This window comes from Anseongella ginsenosidimutans, assembly GCF_008033235.1.
In the GTDB taxonomy this organism is placed as follows: domain Bacteria; phylum Bacteroidota; class Bacteroidia; order Sphingobacteriales; family Sphingobacteriaceae; genus Anseongella; species Anseongella ginsenosidimutans.
Genome location: NZ_CP042432.1, coordinates 4,046,708 through 4,060,058 on the forward strand (window position 1 = coordinate 4,046,708; position 13,351 = coordinate 4,060,058).

The 13,351-nt window shown below is 49.3% G+C and carries 16 protein-coding genes and 2 pseudogenes; 10 read left to right on the forward strand and 8 right to left on the reverse strand.

Going from position 1 to position 13,351, the window contains the following annotated elements; all coding sequences use genetic code 11:
- Window positions 1-14 precede the first annotated feature (14 nt).
- The 3 genes from FRZ59_RS17075 to FRZ59_RS17085 are packed head-to-tail and all read left to right on the forward strand — an operon-like array spanning window position 15 to window position 2,070.
- Window positions 15-656 carry a hypothetical protein gene (locus FRZ59_RS17075; protein ID WP_132129655.1) on the forward strand — a complete coding sequence of 214 codons (642 nt, stop codon included), beginning with the start codon at window positions 15-17 and terminating at the stop codon, window positions 654-656.
- Window positions 632-1,426, forward strand: a complete 795-nt coding sequence (locus FRZ59_RS17080) for a sensor histidine kinase (protein ID WP_132129656.1) — start codon at window positions 632-634, stop codon at window positions 1,424-1,426. Before FRZ59_RS17075 ends, FRZ59_RS17080 begins: the two co-directional genes overlap by 25 nt.
- Window positions 1,414-2,070 carry a response regulator transcription factor gene (locus tag FRZ59_RS17085; RefSeq protein WP_132129657.1) on the forward strand — a complete coding sequence of 219 codons (657 nt, stop codon included), beginning with the start codon at window positions 1,414-1,416 and terminating at the stop codon, window positions 2,068-2,070. Before FRZ59_RS17080 ends, FRZ59_RS17085 begins: the two co-directional genes overlap by 13 nt.
- 25 nt (window positions 2,071-2,095) lie before the next feature.
- On the opposite strand, the gene FRZ59_RS17090 is transcribed toward FRZ59_RS17085, so the two are convergent.
- Together FRZ59_RS17090 and FRZ59_RS17095 are read right to left on the reverse strand one after the other, a co-directional pair.
- Window positions 2,096-2,458, reverse strand: a complete 363-nt coding sequence (locus FRZ59_RS17090; protein WP_132129658.1) for a hypothetical protein — start codon at window positions 2,456-2,458, stop codon at window positions 2,096-2,098.
- A gap of 119 nt (window positions 2,459-2,577) precedes the next feature.
- A complete protein-coding gene (locus FRZ59_RS17095) occupies window positions 2,578-3,270 on the reverse strand; it encodes an SDR family oxidoreductase (protein ID WP_132129659.1) in 693 nt (230 codons plus the stop codon).
- A 131-nt stretch (window positions 3,271-3,401) separates the two neighbouring features.
- Here FRZ59_RS17095 and FRZ59_RS17100 point away from each other — a divergent pair, with 131 nt between their 5' ends.
- The 5 genes from FRZ59_RS17100 (at window position 3,402) to FRZ59_RS17120 (ending at window position 6,860) form a co-directional block, all read left to right on the forward strand.
- Window positions 3,402-4,136: an MlaE family ABC transporter permease gene (locus FRZ59_RS17100; RefSeq protein ID WP_132129660.1), complete on the forward strand. Its 735-nt coding sequence runs from the start codon at window positions 3,402-3,404 to the stop codon at window positions 4,134-4,136.
- Window positions 4,137-4,143: 7 nt separating this feature from the next.
- A complete protein-coding gene (locus tag FRZ59_RS17105) occupies window positions 4,144-4,899 on the forward strand; it encodes an ABC transporter ATP-binding protein (protein WP_132129661.1) in 756 nt (251 codons plus the stop codon).
- Window positions 4,899-5,783 (forward strand): class I SAM-dependent methyltransferase, encoded by an 885-nt coding sequence (locus FRZ59_RS17110; RefSeq protein WP_132129662.1) that lies wholly within the window; start codon window positions 4,899-4,901, stop codon window positions 5,781-5,783. The genes FRZ59_RS17105 and FRZ59_RS17110 overlap by 1 nt, the downstream gene beginning before the upstream one ends.
- Before the next feature lie 88 nt (window positions 5,784-5,871).
- Window positions 5,872-6,243, forward strand: a complete 372-nt coding sequence (locus FRZ59_RS17115) for a hypothetical protein (RefSeq protein ID WP_132129663.1) — start codon at window positions 5,872-5,874, stop codon at window positions 6,241-6,243.
- A gap of 89 nt (window positions 6,244-6,332) precedes the next feature.
- The gene (locus FRZ59_RS17120; protein WP_132129664.1) at window positions 6,333-6,860 is read left to right on the forward strand and encodes a ferritin; all 528 of its coding nucleotides are present in this window, start codon (window positions 6,333-6,335) and stop codon (window positions 6,858-6,860) included.
- A gap of 76 nt (window positions 6,861-6,936) precedes the next feature.
- Here the strand turns inward: FRZ59_RS17120 and FRZ59_RS17125 are convergent, their stop codons facing one another.
- The 3 genes from FRZ59_RS17125 to FRZ59_RS17135 form a co-directional block, all read right to left on the reverse strand.
- Window positions 6,937-8,496, reverse strand: coding sequence for an NAD(P)H-hydrate dehydratase (locus FRZ59_RS17125; RefSeq protein WP_132129665.1), 1,560 nt, complete (start codon window positions 8,494-8,496; stop codon window positions 6,937-6,939).
- 12 nt (window positions 8,497-8,508) lie between these two features.
- The gene (locus FRZ59_RS17130; protein WP_132129666.1) at window positions 8,509-9,609 is read right to left on the reverse strand and encodes a hypothetical protein; all 1,101 of its coding nucleotides are present in this window, start codon (window positions 9,607-9,609) and stop codon (window positions 8,509-8,511) included.
- Between the two features lie 83 nt (window positions 9,610-9,692).
- Complete coding sequence (locus tag FRZ59_RS17135) at window positions 9,693-10,112, reverse strand: OsmC family protein (protein WP_132129667.1); 420 nt, start codon at window positions 10,110-10,112, stop codon at window positions 9,693-9,695.
- A gap of 176 nt (window positions 10,113-10,288) precedes the next feature.
- On the opposite strand from FRZ59_RS17135, the pseudogene FRZ59_RS17140 reads away from it, so the two are divergent.
- Window positions 10,289-10,531 (forward strand): annotated as a pseudogene (locus tag FRZ59_RS17140) (ATP-binding protein); the annotation flags it as partial.
- A gap of 40 nt (window positions 10,532-10,571) precedes the next feature.
- Window positions 10,572-10,667 (forward strand): hypothetical protein, encoded by a 96-nt coding sequence (locus FRZ59_RS20095; RefSeq protein WP_489884330.1) that lies wholly within the window; start codon window positions 10,572-10,574, stop codon window positions 10,665-10,667.
- A 77-nt stretch (window positions 10,668-10,744) separates the two neighbouring features.
- On the opposite strand, the gene FRZ59_RS17145 is transcribed toward FRZ59_RS20095, so the two are convergent.
- The 3 genes and pseudogenes from FRZ59_RS17145 to FRZ59_RS19245 form a co-directional block, all read right to left on the reverse strand.
- Window positions 10,745-11,437 (reverse strand): phosphoadenylyl-sulfate reductase, encoded by a 693-nt coding sequence (locus FRZ59_RS17145; protein WP_132129786.1) that lies wholly within the window; start codon window positions 11,435-11,437, stop codon window positions 10,745-10,747.
- A gap of 84 nt (window positions 11,438-11,521) precedes the next feature.
- Entirely contained in the window at window positions 11,522-12,709 is a 1,188-nt protein-coding gene (locus tag FRZ59_RS17150; protein WP_165922851.1) for a trans-sulfuration enzyme family protein, read from the reverse strand.
- Window positions 12,710-12,862: 153 nt separating this feature from the next.
- Window positions 12,863-13,348, reverse strand: a pseudogene (locus FRZ59_RS19245) (precorrin-2 dehydrogenase/sirohydrochlorin ferrochelatase family protein); the annotation flags it as partial.
- Between the last annotated feature and the right edge of the window lie 3 nt (window positions 13,349-13,351).

Below are 13,351 nucleotides of genomic sequence, written 5' to 3' on the forward strand. Positions count from 1 at the left end.
TTTAAGCCAATCTGATGGGAGAACAGCTATCATTGAACGATCTTTCCGCGGCATCGGCATTATTGCCGGTGCTTGCGGGGATAGTGAATTTCCGCCGTCTTGACCGGACCGTGAAAACAGCAGCTGTCTTCTTTATGGTAGCTGCTTTGTTTGAACTGATCCTGGTACTGACAATAAGAATGGGCATTGCCAACAATATGCCGCTGCTTCATTTGTTCATCGCTATCAGCATCGTTTTTTTCAGCATCATTTATTACCGGGCATTTTACAGCGCCGCCTTACGAAAGGCGGTGTTGTTCATGGGGCCGGCGGCCTTGCTGGTGATCGTGGCAAACGCCCTGTTGATTCAGGGCATATGGCTGTACCCTTCACTTTCAAACACCGTTCAGGGCATTATGCTGATCAGCTTTTCTTTATTATATTTCTACCAGATCTTTACAAGGCAGGAATATATTCATATAGAAAAGCAGGCCCTGTTCTGGATCAATTCAGGGGTGCTGATCTATTTTTCGGTAAACATATTCCTGTTCATGCTCTTTAACCTGGTTATCGCACAGCAACGGCAGGAATTATACGCGATCCACTCTGTAACGAATATTTTTTCAAACATTTTATACGCGATAGGATTACTTTGCAAACCTCCGAAAACAACCTGATCCCCGTACTGATCGTTGGCACGCTCGTCATTGTGGCACTCATCATCTTTTTATTCCTTTTCGTCATTATTTACCAGAGAAGGATGTTAAAAAGTCAAACCGAGCTGCAGCAGCTTCAGACAGAGCAGCAAAGCGACCTGCTGAAAGCGGTTTTTGAAGCCCAGGAAAGCGAGCGAAAAAGGCTGGCCGAAGACCTGCACGACAGCGTGGGCCAGGTACTTTCGGTCATAAAATTCAACCTGCACCGCCTGGAAAAGGTCTGCGAAAACAAAACTGAAACCAGCGATCTGATGAGGAATACGCGGAACCTGGCCGAGGAATGTATCCTGGAAATCCGCAATATCATTCATAATATGATGCCTCACCTGCTTACGAATTTCGGCCTGGCCGAAGCGCTGAAGGAACTCTCCCGTAAGGTAGAGCAGCGCAGCGGGATCCAGGTGGATTTCGGCAGCACGCTCAGCGCCCGCTATCCCCCGGAGATAGAGATCACCTTTTACCGGATTGCGCAGGAACTGTTCAGCAATGCCATTAAACATTCAGGCGCAAGGGAAATAACCGTAACTTTATTCAAAGAAGAAGCCCGGTTAATCCTTTGCTTCCATGATAACGGAACAGGATTCGATATACAAAAAGTAAAACACGGTTTCGGGTTGAAGAATCTTAGCAGCCGCCTGCAGCTGGTGGACGGCAGCCTGCAAATTGATTCGGATTCCCAAAAAGGCACTTCCGTAACAGTTATAGTAACTCCCCCTGTATGGAATCAATAAAACTTGCCATTGCGGACGATCATAAAATTTTCAGGGAAGGCCTCAAGGCCATACTGGAAGATCAGCCGTCCTTTCAAATCATCATCGAGGCCGGCAACGGAAGGGAACTGGCAGACCTTCTTCCGCTAAGAAAACCGGATGTGGTCCTCATGGATATAAAAATGCCGGTAATGGACGGAATGCAGGCTACCGCCTATATTCAGGAGCATTTCCCGGAAGTAAAAGTGCTGGCGCTTTCCATGTATCATGAAGATAAATACATCGTAGACATGATGAAAGCGGGCGCGAGCGGTTATATTCTGAAGAATGCCGAACCCCGGGAAATCATCGAAGCGGTAACGACCGTTCATGCAAGGGAATTCTATTTTAACGAGCGCCTTTCCGTTACCCTGGTCAAGCAGCTGATAGGCGGGCGGGCGGGCCTCCGGGAAGACGGGCAGCAAAACATTGCACTAAATGAGCGCGAAACAGAAGTACTGGGACTCATCTGCCAGGAATACAGCAACCTGGAAATAGCTGAAAAGCTGTTTTTAAGTGTCAGGACCGTGGAGGGCTACAGGACCCGCCTTTTTGAAAAGATCGGCGCAAAAAATGTAGCAGGGTTGGTGATCTTTGCGATAAAACAGGGAATTATCTCCGTTTAGGACCAACAAAAAAACGCCATCCCGGTTAAATGCCCGCAAAGGTTTCCTTCCAGAAAGGCAGGGTAACTACTTTTAACCGATCCTTTTTTAGTAACAGGGAGCCCTGGAGCAAACGGGCGATATCCGTGATCTCCTTTCCGGAAACGGCTTCCATCTCCTTCATAAAATAGAACAAGAATGCCTTTTGGTCATTTTGTTTCCGGCAGGCTACCAGGGTCAGCAATAACTTTTCATAAAAATGATCGTCGCTTACGCCTAGCCTGATACGCAGGTGCATATGGAAAACAAGCAGGTCTGCAACCATTTGCTTGTGGAAGGGGCATAATGTGTCGGCCAGCTGTAAACAGATGATATCCGGATTATCCTTTACCTGAGAAACTACTCCCATTCTTTCGTATACGATCTTAAAGCATAGATTACTTCAAAAGTATAATATTTTTTTATATTAAGAAAGTTTTGAGAATTCTTTGTCAGTGAACATCAGGTAAAATTAATTATGAATTAGAGTTACATGGTTGGCGTGATAAGCAATTCTTCAATGGTCGAATGAACACTTAAACGAAAAGCGCCCACTATAGCAGAAGCCACATCGGCGGCAGTAGCAAACCGGCTCGCATCCACCGGAACTCCTTCCCAGGAGGCGGTAAGGGTGGATCCGGGAATCACAGAGGTCACTTTAACGCCAAAAGGCTTCAGTTCTTCCCGGAGCGTTTTGGAAAGCCCCAGCAAGGCGTACTTGGAAATTGTGTATGAGCCTGCCGCTACCACCGGCCGCAGGCTGGCCACGGAACAAATGTTGAAAATATGCCCGCTTTTCCGGGTTTTCATGCCCCCGGAGAAGAAACGCGCCCCATGGTAAGCAGCCAGCAAGTTCAATTCGAGGGTTTCTTCCAGCAAGCCTTCCGGTTCCTCCAGCAAGGTGGCTTCCCTGTACACCCCCGCGTTATTTACCAGCACATCAACATCCCCGAAGTTTTCCCTCGCCTTTTCAAAAAAGGCAATCAGTTCCTCCCTGCGGGAACAGTCTGCAGGGAAAGCGATGTGCCGGGCATCCGGATTTACCCGTCTGAGTTCGCCGGCTGTTTCGTCCAGTTCTTTCCTGCCGCGGGCACAAATGGCCACAGCCGCCCCCTCCCCGGCAAAAGCCAGCGCAATCGCTCTTCCGATCCCTTTGGAGCCTCCTGTTATTACTACGTTCATATTTATCTGGAAATATTTTTCTACATTTAACTGCTAAGATAGGGGTCCACACGCACTCAACCCTACGTGTTTAGTTAAAGTGCTGCATTTTACTTTAACTTAGCGCGAAAACAAATTTAAAATTGTTTTAAATGGTTTTTTATCATTTCGGAAGATACATCCGCTTATTGAAGTCAAGCTTTTCACCGCCTGAGAATTACAGGATGTACTGGAAAGAACTGACCGACGAAATGGTATCCATGGGAATCGGCTCCCTGGGCATTGTAGCGGTCGTCTCCGTCTCTTTCGGTGCGGTAATGGCTGTTCAAACGGCCTATCAGCTGACCAGCGACCTGATCCCCAAAAGCCTCATTGCCACTATTACCCGGGATTCCTCTATTCTTGAACTGAGCCCCACTATCGGATGCCTTATTCTCACCGGCAGGATCGGATCCAGGATTGCTTCACAGATAGGCACCATGCGGGTAACCGAACAAATAGATGCCCTGGAGATCATGGGCATTAATTCACCGGCCTACCTGATCCTGCCCAAACTGATCTCCGGCATTACAATGATCCCTCTGCTGGTGATCATTTCCATGTTCCTGAGTATCATGGGCGGCCTTGTTGCCTGTTCTGCTTCCGGGGTACTCAGCACACAGAGCTATTTGCAAACTATTACAGAAGGTTTTATTCCCTTCATGCTCACGGTGGGATTAATAAAATCCTTTATTTTTGCCTTTATTATGACCACGGTTGCGGCTTACCAGGGGTTTTATGTACGCGGGGGCGCCCTGGAGGTAGGCGAATCCAGCACCAGGGCCATGGTGGTCAGCTGCATCATGATCCTGGTCGCCGATTACCTGGTGGCCCAGATATTATTGTAAACGCGCTATGATCGAGTTGAGCAACATCACTAAATCCTTTGGCGAAAAGACCGTGCTGGACGATATTTCGGCCTCCTTCCGGCCGGGGATCACTAACCTGATCATCGGCGGGAGCGGCTCGGGCAAAACCACCTTATTGAAATGTATGGTGGGCCTTCATGAGGTGGATAGCGGGGAAGTATGTTATAGCGGCAAGGACTTTACCAAAATGGATTTCAGGGAACGCATTCCCATCCGCAAGGAAATAGGCATGCTGTTCCAGGGCTCCGCACTTTTCGATTCAATGAACGTCGAACAAAATATCATGTTTCCCATGGATATGTTCACCACCATGAGCCTGAAGGAAAAACGTGAGCGGGTAAATTTTTGCCTGAAACGGGTGAGCCTGGATCCTGCCGATGTAAACCGGAAAATGCCGTCGGAGCTTAGCGGGGGCATGAAAAAGCGGGTAGGAATTGCCAGGGCCATTGCCCTGAAACCCAATTACCTGTTTTGCGATGAACCTAATTCAGGCCTTGATCCCTTAACAGCGATCGTTATTGACAAATTGATCTACGAGATCACAGATGAATACAATATGACCACGGTAGTAGTGACCCATGATATGAATTCAGTCATGGAGATCGGAGAAAATGTGATCTTCCTCCACCAGGGCAGGAAATGGTGGGAAGGGACCAAAGAAGAGATCCGCCGGACTGACAATAAGGAACTGAACGATTTCGTATTCGCCACTTCCTTTGCTAAAAACATGAAAGAAGATTAATGCTTCAGCTGCTTACTCCCCTTAACTGGAAAGATTACGAACTTATTGACTGCGGCGCTTTTGAAAAGCTGGAGCGTTTCGGAGACCTTATTCTGGCCCGACCCGAACCGCAGGCCGTCTGGGACAAGGGGCTAATGGAAAAGGAATGGGAAAAATCCCTGGATATCCGCTTCCGCCCCCGGGGCGCCACGACCGGCAACTGGCTGAAAAAGAATCCTTCCCTCCCGGACCGCTGGCACATTCGTTATCAGACCGGGGAGCTGGACCTGCAATTCCGGCTCGGACTCACTTCCTTTAAGCATGTAGGTATTTTTCCGGAACAGGCTGTTAACTGGGATTTTATAGCCGCCTCTATTAAAAAGCTGGAAACTCCCGAACCCAAATTCCTGAACCTGTTTGCCTATACCGGAGGCGCTTCCCTTGCCGCACGCCAGGCCGGCGCGGATACTACGCATGTGGATTCCATTAAACAGGTAGTCACCTGGGGCAATGAGAACATGGCGCTATCTGGCCTGAAAGATATCCGCTGGGTGGTGGAAGACGCCATTAAATTTGTTAAACGGGAAGTAAGACGGGGCAAAAAATACCAGGGCATTATCCTGGACCCTCCTGCCTACGGCCATGGCCCCAAGGGCGAAAAATGGAAACTGGAAGACCATATCAATGAAATGATCGGGGAAGTAGCTTCGTTGCTGGATGAAAAGGAACATTTCCTGGTCCTGAATACGTACTCCCTGGGCTTTTCCGCCCTGATCGTCGAAAACCTGTTAAGTACTTCTTTCCCGGGCGCTGAACCGGAAGTGGGAGAATTATACCTGCAGGCCGGATCCGGGAGTAAGCTCCCGCTGGGAGTATGGGGAAGGCTGAGCAAGCTGAACCGGTAATAGCCCCCTTTGCTGCGCTTTCTTTCATCAATTTTAATTTTATTTGGATTGCGTCTAAATAAACCCGATATTTGGGCCAGTTATTCACATGGAAGCAGCAAGAATTACACAAGCGCAATTGGAAGAAGTATTCAGCACATCTGCCGGGGCCGTTTATCAGTCGGATGCCGAAAGGTGTTTGTACATAGATTTTGCCGGAAAGCATACCAAGCTGAATTTCCTGTGCCTGGTAAGGCTCAAAACCGCGGTAGAAAAGGTAGATATTGAGAAAATGCTGCTTGATGCCGCGGCGCCTGACCTGGAGATCATCTCCATTTGCGCCTGCGAGCATTGCTTTGTACTGGATGCCACCGGGATCCTCGCCCTCAGGGAACTGTTGCAAGGCGCCTTTGTCATGTTCAAGCTGAACCACCTCATCAAGGATTGCCTTTACCGTCTGCCAGGCAGCTTCTGCATTTAATCAAGACTAATTCCATATTTCATCGTCTGATTGCTTTCAAAACTTATTAGCAATAACTTTGTAGTATTGATAACAGGAGTAAATAAGTTATGAAAGATCTGATTCGCATAAAAAGCATGCTTTCCACTGAAACGGAAACGCATCTTAATCAACAGATAAAGAAAGAGGCGTTTGCTTCTGCCATCTATCTTTCCATGGCCGGATGGTGTGACCGTAACGGCTATGAGGGAGCTGCCGACCATTTCTACAAGCAGTCCGACGAAGAAAGAGGGCATCAGCTGAAATTATTCAAATTCCTTTCGGATATGGGAGGAACCGCTGTTTCGCCGGAAGTGACCGGCATCAAGCAGGAATTCGGCTCTTTCCGGGAAGTATTTGAAGAAGCCCTGGAACATGAAATCACGGTAACCCAGTCTTTCAAGAATATTATGGCCCATTGCCATAAAGAAGGTGATTATGCTACGGCCGAATATCTCAATTGGTTCCTGAAAGAACAACGTGAGGAAGAATATGTGGCCCGCCGCATCCTCGAACTCTTTGACGTGATCGGCGAAAGCGGCACCGGACATTGGGATATTGACCGCCAGATCCATAAGATCGAATACCACGAAGCTTAATTTTAAGATAAATAAATTTAAGGGGCAGCACGCATTTGTGCCGCCCTTTTTTATTGATCATGAAAAAGGGACCCGGTCAGGCAGTTGAAACTTCTATGCTGATTTCTTCGATGATGTCGCTTGCAATAACGGCGCTCGCCGGACGTTTCCGCGCGGCGCTGTCTCCCGCCTTTCCGTGAAAGTACATCCCAAGAAGAGCCGCGTCACGGGGGTTGTAACCCTGGGCCAGCAAGGCAGTGATCATTCCCGTTAGTACGTCGCCGCTTCCGCCTTTGGCCATGGCGGGATTACCGGTAGAATTAAAGTAACAAGTCCCATCGGGCGCCGCCAGGCAGGAATGCGCCCCCTTCAATAGAACATGGGCCTGGTGCGTGGCAGCAAATTCGCGCAGGTGATGAAAGCGTTCATAACTGTTTCCAGCTTCGCCGGCCAGCCGGCTGAATTCTTTTACATGGGGTGTAAGCACTGAATTTTCAGGAATGCGGAAGCCGGGCTCCGTTTTAAGCAGCCCGGCAAGCAGGTTAAGCCCGTCTGCGTCAATGACCACGGGTTTCCTGAGCGCCTGCAGGAATCGCTTGTAGCCTTCCAGGGTCTTCGCTTCTGTACCAATGCCTGCCCCTACTCCCACTGCTGTATATTTTCCGGGACCAAAACTGAATACGGGATAATCGTCGGAATTATCCGGGAGTACCATTGCTTCCGGAACAGCGGTTTGCAGAATGGGATAAGAATGCTGGGGCACGCCCACACTTAGCAAGCCTGCTCCCGAACGGAGGCAGGCCCGGGCGGCCAGTATCGCTGCCCCGTTCTTGCCCCTGGACCCGGCAACAAGCAAGGCATGCCCGAAATTTCCTTTGTGATCGAATTTATGCCTGGGTTTGATGAGCGGATCTATGAAGGCCTTGTCTATGTATTCCATGTCCGAGCTAAGACCGGGCAGGAAATCAGTATGGAGTCCTATGTCCAGTACGCTCAACGTTCCGCAGAACCTGCCGGCATCCGGAAAAAGGAAACTGGTTTTGGGTACCTGGAAAGTAAGGGTCGTATGAGCGGTAACAAGGTTCTTATAAATGGCGGCATTCCATTGTTCAATGTCCGCCGGCAAGCCGGTGGGTACGTCAATGCTGATCACCTGTCTCCCACTGTTATTGATATAGTTTACCGTTTCTGCCAGCAAGCCTTCCAGCGGCTTACTGATACCTGAACCAAGCAGGGCGTCGATGATCACCATCCGGCTGCCGGAGTCCGGCTCCTGCATTTCCGCATTTTTGTCCCGCCCGGGAAGTGCGGCGAGCTGATCGCCGGATACGACCTCATGGACGGGCACTTCGGGCACATTTTCCAGTCTTTTCAAGTTCAGGGAAAAGTCATCGGACCTGCGGTTAGCATGTTTCAGGACAACGACATCAACCCGGTAGCCATACCCGGCCAGCAGCCGCGCGATCACCAGGCCGTCCCCTCCGTTGTTACCAAGCCCGCAAAAGACCAGGAAGGCATACTCACGGCTGAAATGCCGGATCAGGTAGTCCGTACAGGCTCTCCCTGCGCGTTCCATCAGGTCAGGGGAGGAAACCGGCTCATGCCGGACGGTAAAAGCATCCCATTCCCGTATTTGCTGTATGTTGAGCAGCTTCATTTTTTTTAAATTTTAGCTGCCCGGGCCGGACAGCCGCCTTTCGCTTTCATGTATTTTCTTTAAGATCTGCCGCAGGGTCTGCTTCAGGTGCAGCTTTACGATCTCACCCATATTACTGCATTTCAGGAAATGCGGGTTCTCATAATATGCTGCCAGTTCCTGCGCAAGTTGCTGCCGCTTTTCCGGAGGCGATATCTCATCCTTCAGCATCGGGTCCAGCAGTTCCTTCAGGCGGTACCGTGAAGATCGCAGCCGGTTCACGATCAGCGCTCTTTCCTCCTGCTGGTATTGCAGGATGGACTCAACCTTCAGGTATTTCCGGCTCAGTTCCATCAAGGGTTGATTCTCCCTGAAACATTTGGGCCGGTACATATCCAGCCGCCCGTCATACGACTGCTGGTCAAAATCAATGGCCCGTACGCGGAATTGCGAAGCCTCGAAATCAGGAGTAATGTCTATTACGTAGTTATACGACCGCATATCTCCTAATAAACGGATAAAGCAGCGTTCATTGAACTTGATAAATTCTTTCGCGATCCGGGTTTGATTAAAGGGATTATCATCCAGGTGCTTCTTAATGAACATATCCCCCGGAATTCCGGCAATATGTTCCTCAATGAGCGTATTCCCGTCTGTGAAGTAGCTGATCCTGTTCGGGGAAAGAATATGTTCCAGCTCCAGCCCGTAAATGCGGGAAGCGTCGGCTACTTTTACGTAGAAATGATCATAATTATCGTTCAGGTTGTTGACAATGCGTATCCTGAATGGCTTGGAATTTCCAAAAACGCAATAGTCTACCCGGGCCACCGAAAGATCTTTCAGGAAAGAAGTATCGCCTTCGGTCTTTAGCTGGGCATAAACCAGGGCCAGCGCGGGATATAATTCCCGTATATCGGAGGGATCGTAATAAACCGTCTCCCACAGCAAATCGTTGCCTGAATTATCGTAAAGCGGAATAGAACCGGCGAAATGCAAAAGGTCATTGTAGGAAACCGGCACCGCCACTTCCCTTCCGTAATGGCGCAGGTATTTCCTCAGTTCGCGGCTTACCTTGTAAAAAGGCTTCTTCCGCGAAGGTTTGAGGTCCCCCGTAGTAGAAAAAGATGAAAGCAAATCCGGTTGGTTTTAAATTTACCGAATTTAACAAGATTTTAGGAAAGCGGCGGCGATGACCCGTCTTTTCGCAGTAAAAAGTATTATTTCTCCCCGTTGATACTGAAGGAATGGGTAATTTCAGCTGTCTCGGCCAGCATGGCGTAAACCGAACAATACTTTTCTACCGACAACTGAATGGCTCGTTTTACCTTATCCCTGTCCAGCTCGCCGGTAAACTGGAAATCCATCCGGATGGCCTTAAAGACCGCTGGTGTATCGTCCACCCGTTCTCCGTCCAGGACAATTTTCAGATCCTCAATTACCTGTCTTTGTTTTTTCAGGATAAGTATCACATCAATGGCGCTGCATCCGCCAAGCCCCATTAAAATAAGTTCCATCGGCCGTGCCCCCGCTCCTGCAGCCCCGATATCCCGGGATCCGTCAATATCTACCTTTACCCCTTCGGTGCCCACCGCCTCAAAGTGGAACGCATCGTCTATTCGTTGAAGTTCTACACGCATCTCAAATTATTAGTTTAAAGTAAAAAGGTTAAAGGTTAAACTTGAAATCCGGCTCAAAGTTTGGATTAATTAAGAAAATCCCGGTACGGAGGCTGAATAATCTTTTGGAATTAAGTTTCCATTACGTAAATTGCGTAACGTAAATTACGTAACGCAGGTTGCAAAGTGTAGATATCATGAAAACACCCACTAATCCATTTGTCCTTAGCGGATATTACGGTAAAAAATGGTTTTGCGATCGCGAAGAGGAACTGACTATATTGATGAAACACTTGCAAAATGAACGAAACGTAGTCTTGTATTCATGGAGGAGAATGGGAAAGACAGCACTTATTCGTCGTATTTTTGAAGAAGCAAAACGCCACAACGAAACCGAATCTGTTTATGTAGATCTATTAGCCACACAGGATCTAAAAGAAGCAGTCCGCGCTTGGCGCCCCAAGCAGCGTAAGTACGGCCCTGAACGCTCTTCAAAAAAAGGAACTTGTTATTCAGGAAAATGGTCATTACTTCGTTCATGACGTACTTTTGGCACGGTGGCTGGAAAGGCTATAGTAACCGAGGTTACTGTGGCAAGGGTTACTATAATCCGGGTTGATCGTTACTTCTAGAACAAAGGTGACAACGAATCATCAAACATGCAGCCCGCATTCCTTACGGGAGGCGTGTTCCCACCACCAGCGGCCCGCGCGGAAATCTTCTCCTTCCAGGACGGCCCGTGTGCAGGGCTGGCAGCCGATGCTGGGGAAGCCCTTATCGTGAAGCGGGTTATAGGGAATGTTGAAGCGCCTTACGTATTCTTTTACCTCTTCCAATGTCCAGCTGAAAAGCGGATGGTATTTAACCAGTTCATGGCCGGCGTCCCATTCGGGATTTTCCATGGTGGTCCGGTTGGCGGATTGTTCGCCGCGGATACCAGTGATCCAGCATTGCTGGCCTTTCAGGGCACGGTTGAGGGGCTCAACCTTACGGATAGCGCAGCATTCTTTGCGGTTCTCTATGGACTCATAGAAGCTGTAGGGTCCTTTTTCGGTCATTAGCTTCTCCACGTCCGCCGCCTGGGGCGAATACACCTCTATGGGTTTCTTGTACCTGTCAATGGTACGGTTCCATACATGATAGGTTTCATTGAACATGCGGCCTGTATCCAGGGTAAATACCCGGATGGGAAGATCGTTTTTAAAGATCATGTGCGTGATCACCTGGTCTTCCCAGCCGAAGCTGGTAGAGAATACTATTTTGCCCGGAAATTCTTCCGCAAAAGCGCCTAAGGCTTCCTCGGCGGAAAGGCCTTCTATCTTTTTCTTCAATCCTGATAAATCCATCATATAAGAATGATATTTTCTATAGAAATAGTAGATTATTTACCGTGACTACCACTTCTATTTTTTCTGTTTTTACCTTGTTCACTATTTAACTCCCTGAGCCTGTATTGAAGACTTTTCCAGGGCGCCGGTTAAGTCGGCGATAATATCTTCCACGTCTTCCAAGCCTACGGATATACGGATGGAGCCCTCCTCAATAGCAATAGCAACTCTTTCCTCCGGCGTTAATTTTGAATGCGTGGTGGAGGCCGGATGCGTTGCAATTGTCCGCGTATCGCCGAGGTTGGAGGTAAGCAGGGTCATTTCCAGCGAGTCTAAAAAACGCCGGGCCCGCTGGTAACCGCCTTTGATGACGAACGTAATAATTCCGCCGCCATGCTTCATTTGCTTTTTCGCAAGCTCATATTGCGGATGCGAAGGCAGGAAGGGATAGCGTACGCTTTCTACTTCGGGGTGGGCTTCCAGGATCTCCGCGATCCTGAGGGCGCTGCTGCAATGCCGGTCCATCCGCACGCCCAGGGTTTCCAGGCTTTTGGAAACCGTCCAGGCATTGAAAGCGGACATGGCAGGGCCCGTATGCCGGATAAAGAACATCAGCTGATCGATCAGATCCTGCCGGCCTACCAGGATGCCCCCCAGCACTCGGCCCTGGCCGTCCATATATTTAGTAGCCGAATGACTTACAATATCAGCGCCGTAGTGTATGGGTTTCTGGAGGTAGGGAGTGGCAAAGCAGTTATCCACGTTCAGGATAAGGCCGTGCTTTTTTGCCAGCTTTCCTACCCATTCCAAATCTATCAGTTCCAGGCCAGGATTGGAAGGCGTCTCCAGGAAGATCATCTTCGTGTTTTCCCGGATGGCTTTTTCCCAGTCTTCCGGACGGGAGGCATCTACGTAGGTATGGGTGATGCCCCAACGGGGGAAAAGGCGGGTAAACAGCTGGTGGGTGGAACCGAAAATGGAACGGCAGGAAACCACATGGTCGCCGGCGCTTAACAGGCCGGCAATAGAAGCAAATACCGCGGCCATTCCGGAAGCGAAAGCAAGCCCGGCTTCGGCCCCTTCCAGGGCGCGTATCTTTTCAATGAATTCGCTGGTATTCGGGTTGGAATACCGGGAATAAATATTCCCCTGCTCCTCTTCGGCAAACAGGGCGCGGCCTTGTTCCGCATTATCAAAAATAAAGCTGGAGGTAAGGTATAGCGGAACGGAATGTTCCCGGTTGTCCGACCGTTCAGCCTGGATCCGTACAAGTTTTGATTGGTCTTTCATTGCTTCTCGCTGGATATTACGGCTGCGAATATAATCTTCCTTCTTTTCATTTGCCAACACCGCCGTGATCTCATTCAGCTTTTCCACCTTATGGGCAAAATCTCCGTTAAGGCCCTTTCGGATAACTTCCAGGTTATCCAGGGATTCGTTGATATTCTCCGGAATGGACTGGTTTAAAAATTCCTTTACTCTTTTCGCCACCGTCGGCGATTTTCCATTGGTGGAAATAGCCAGCTTCAGGTTCCCCTTTTGCACGATGGAAGAAAGATAAAAATCGCAAAGGTCCGGAGTATCGGCTACATTGGCAAGGATGTTCCTGGCAGCGGCCATCTTCCTGATCTCCAGGTTCAGTTCCCTGCTGGAGGTAGCGATGATCACGAGGTCTTGTCCCTCCAGGTCAGTGGCTTCAAATCCCTTTTCAAGCAAGAGTACCCCGGAATGAGCAGCAGCAAGCGTCCTGACGCCCTCGCTTATTTCCTTTGCCACCAGGGTAACCGCCGCGGCAGGGCTGTTTCCCAGTAATGCGGAAAGCTTTTCCAGGCCCACCTTTCCCCCGCCGACGACCAGTGTTTTAAGCTGCTCCAGCTTTAGAAAAACGGGAAATAACCGGTTACGGCCTGTACCTGCTGCTTCCGCCATGTC

Coding starts and splice junctions, on each gene's coding strand:
- FRZ59_RS17075 (WP_132129655.1), top strand. CDS start 15: ATGGGAGAACAGCTATCATTGAACGATCTTTCCGCGGCATCGGCATTA.
- FRZ59_RS17085 (WP_132129657.1), top strand. CDS start 1,414: ATGGAATCAATAAAACTTGCCATTGCGGACGATCATAAAATTTTCAGG.
- FRZ59_RS17090 (WP_132129658.1), bottom strand. CDS start 2,458: ATGGGAGTAGTTTCTCAGGTAAAGGATAATCCGGATATCATCTGTTTA.
- FRZ59_RS17095 (WP_132129659.1), bottom strand. CDS start 3,270: ATGAACGTAGTAATAACAGGAGGCTCCAAAGGGATCGGAAGAGCGATT.
- FRZ59_RS17100 (WP_132129660.1), top strand. CDS start 3,402: ATGGTTTTTTATCATTTCGGAAGATACATCCGCTTATTGAAGTCAAGC.
- FRZ59_RS17105 (WP_132129661.1), top strand. CDS start 4,144: ATGATCGAGTTGAGCAACATCACTAAATCCTTTGGCGAAAAGACCGTG.
- FRZ59_RS17110 (WP_132129662.1), top strand. CDS start 4,899: ATGCTTCAGCTGCTTACTCCCCTTAACTGGAAAGATTACGAACTTATT.
- FRZ59_RS17115 (WP_132129663.1), top strand. CDS start 5,872: ATGGAAGCAGCAAGAATTACACAAGCGCAATTGGAAGAAGTATTCAGC.
- FRZ59_RS17120 (WP_132129664.1), top strand. CDS start 6,333: ATGAAAGATCTGATTCGCATAAAAAGCATGCTTTCCACTGAAACGGAA.
- FRZ59_RS17125 (WP_132129665.1), bottom strand. CDS start 8,496: ATGAAGCTGCTCAACATACAGCAAATACGGGAATGGGATGCTTTTACC.
- FRZ59_RS17135 (WP_132129667.1), bottom strand. CDS start 10,112: ATGCGTGTAGAACTTCAACGAATAGACGATGCGTTCCACTTTGAGGCG.
- FRZ59_RS17145 (WP_132129786.1), bottom strand. CDS start 11,437: ATGGATTTATCAGGATTGAAGAAAAAGATAGAAGGCCTTTCCGCCGAG.
- FRZ59_RS17150 (WP_165922851.1), bottom strand. CDS start 12,709: ATGAAAGACCAATCAAAACTTGTACGGATCCAGGCTGAACGGTCGGAC.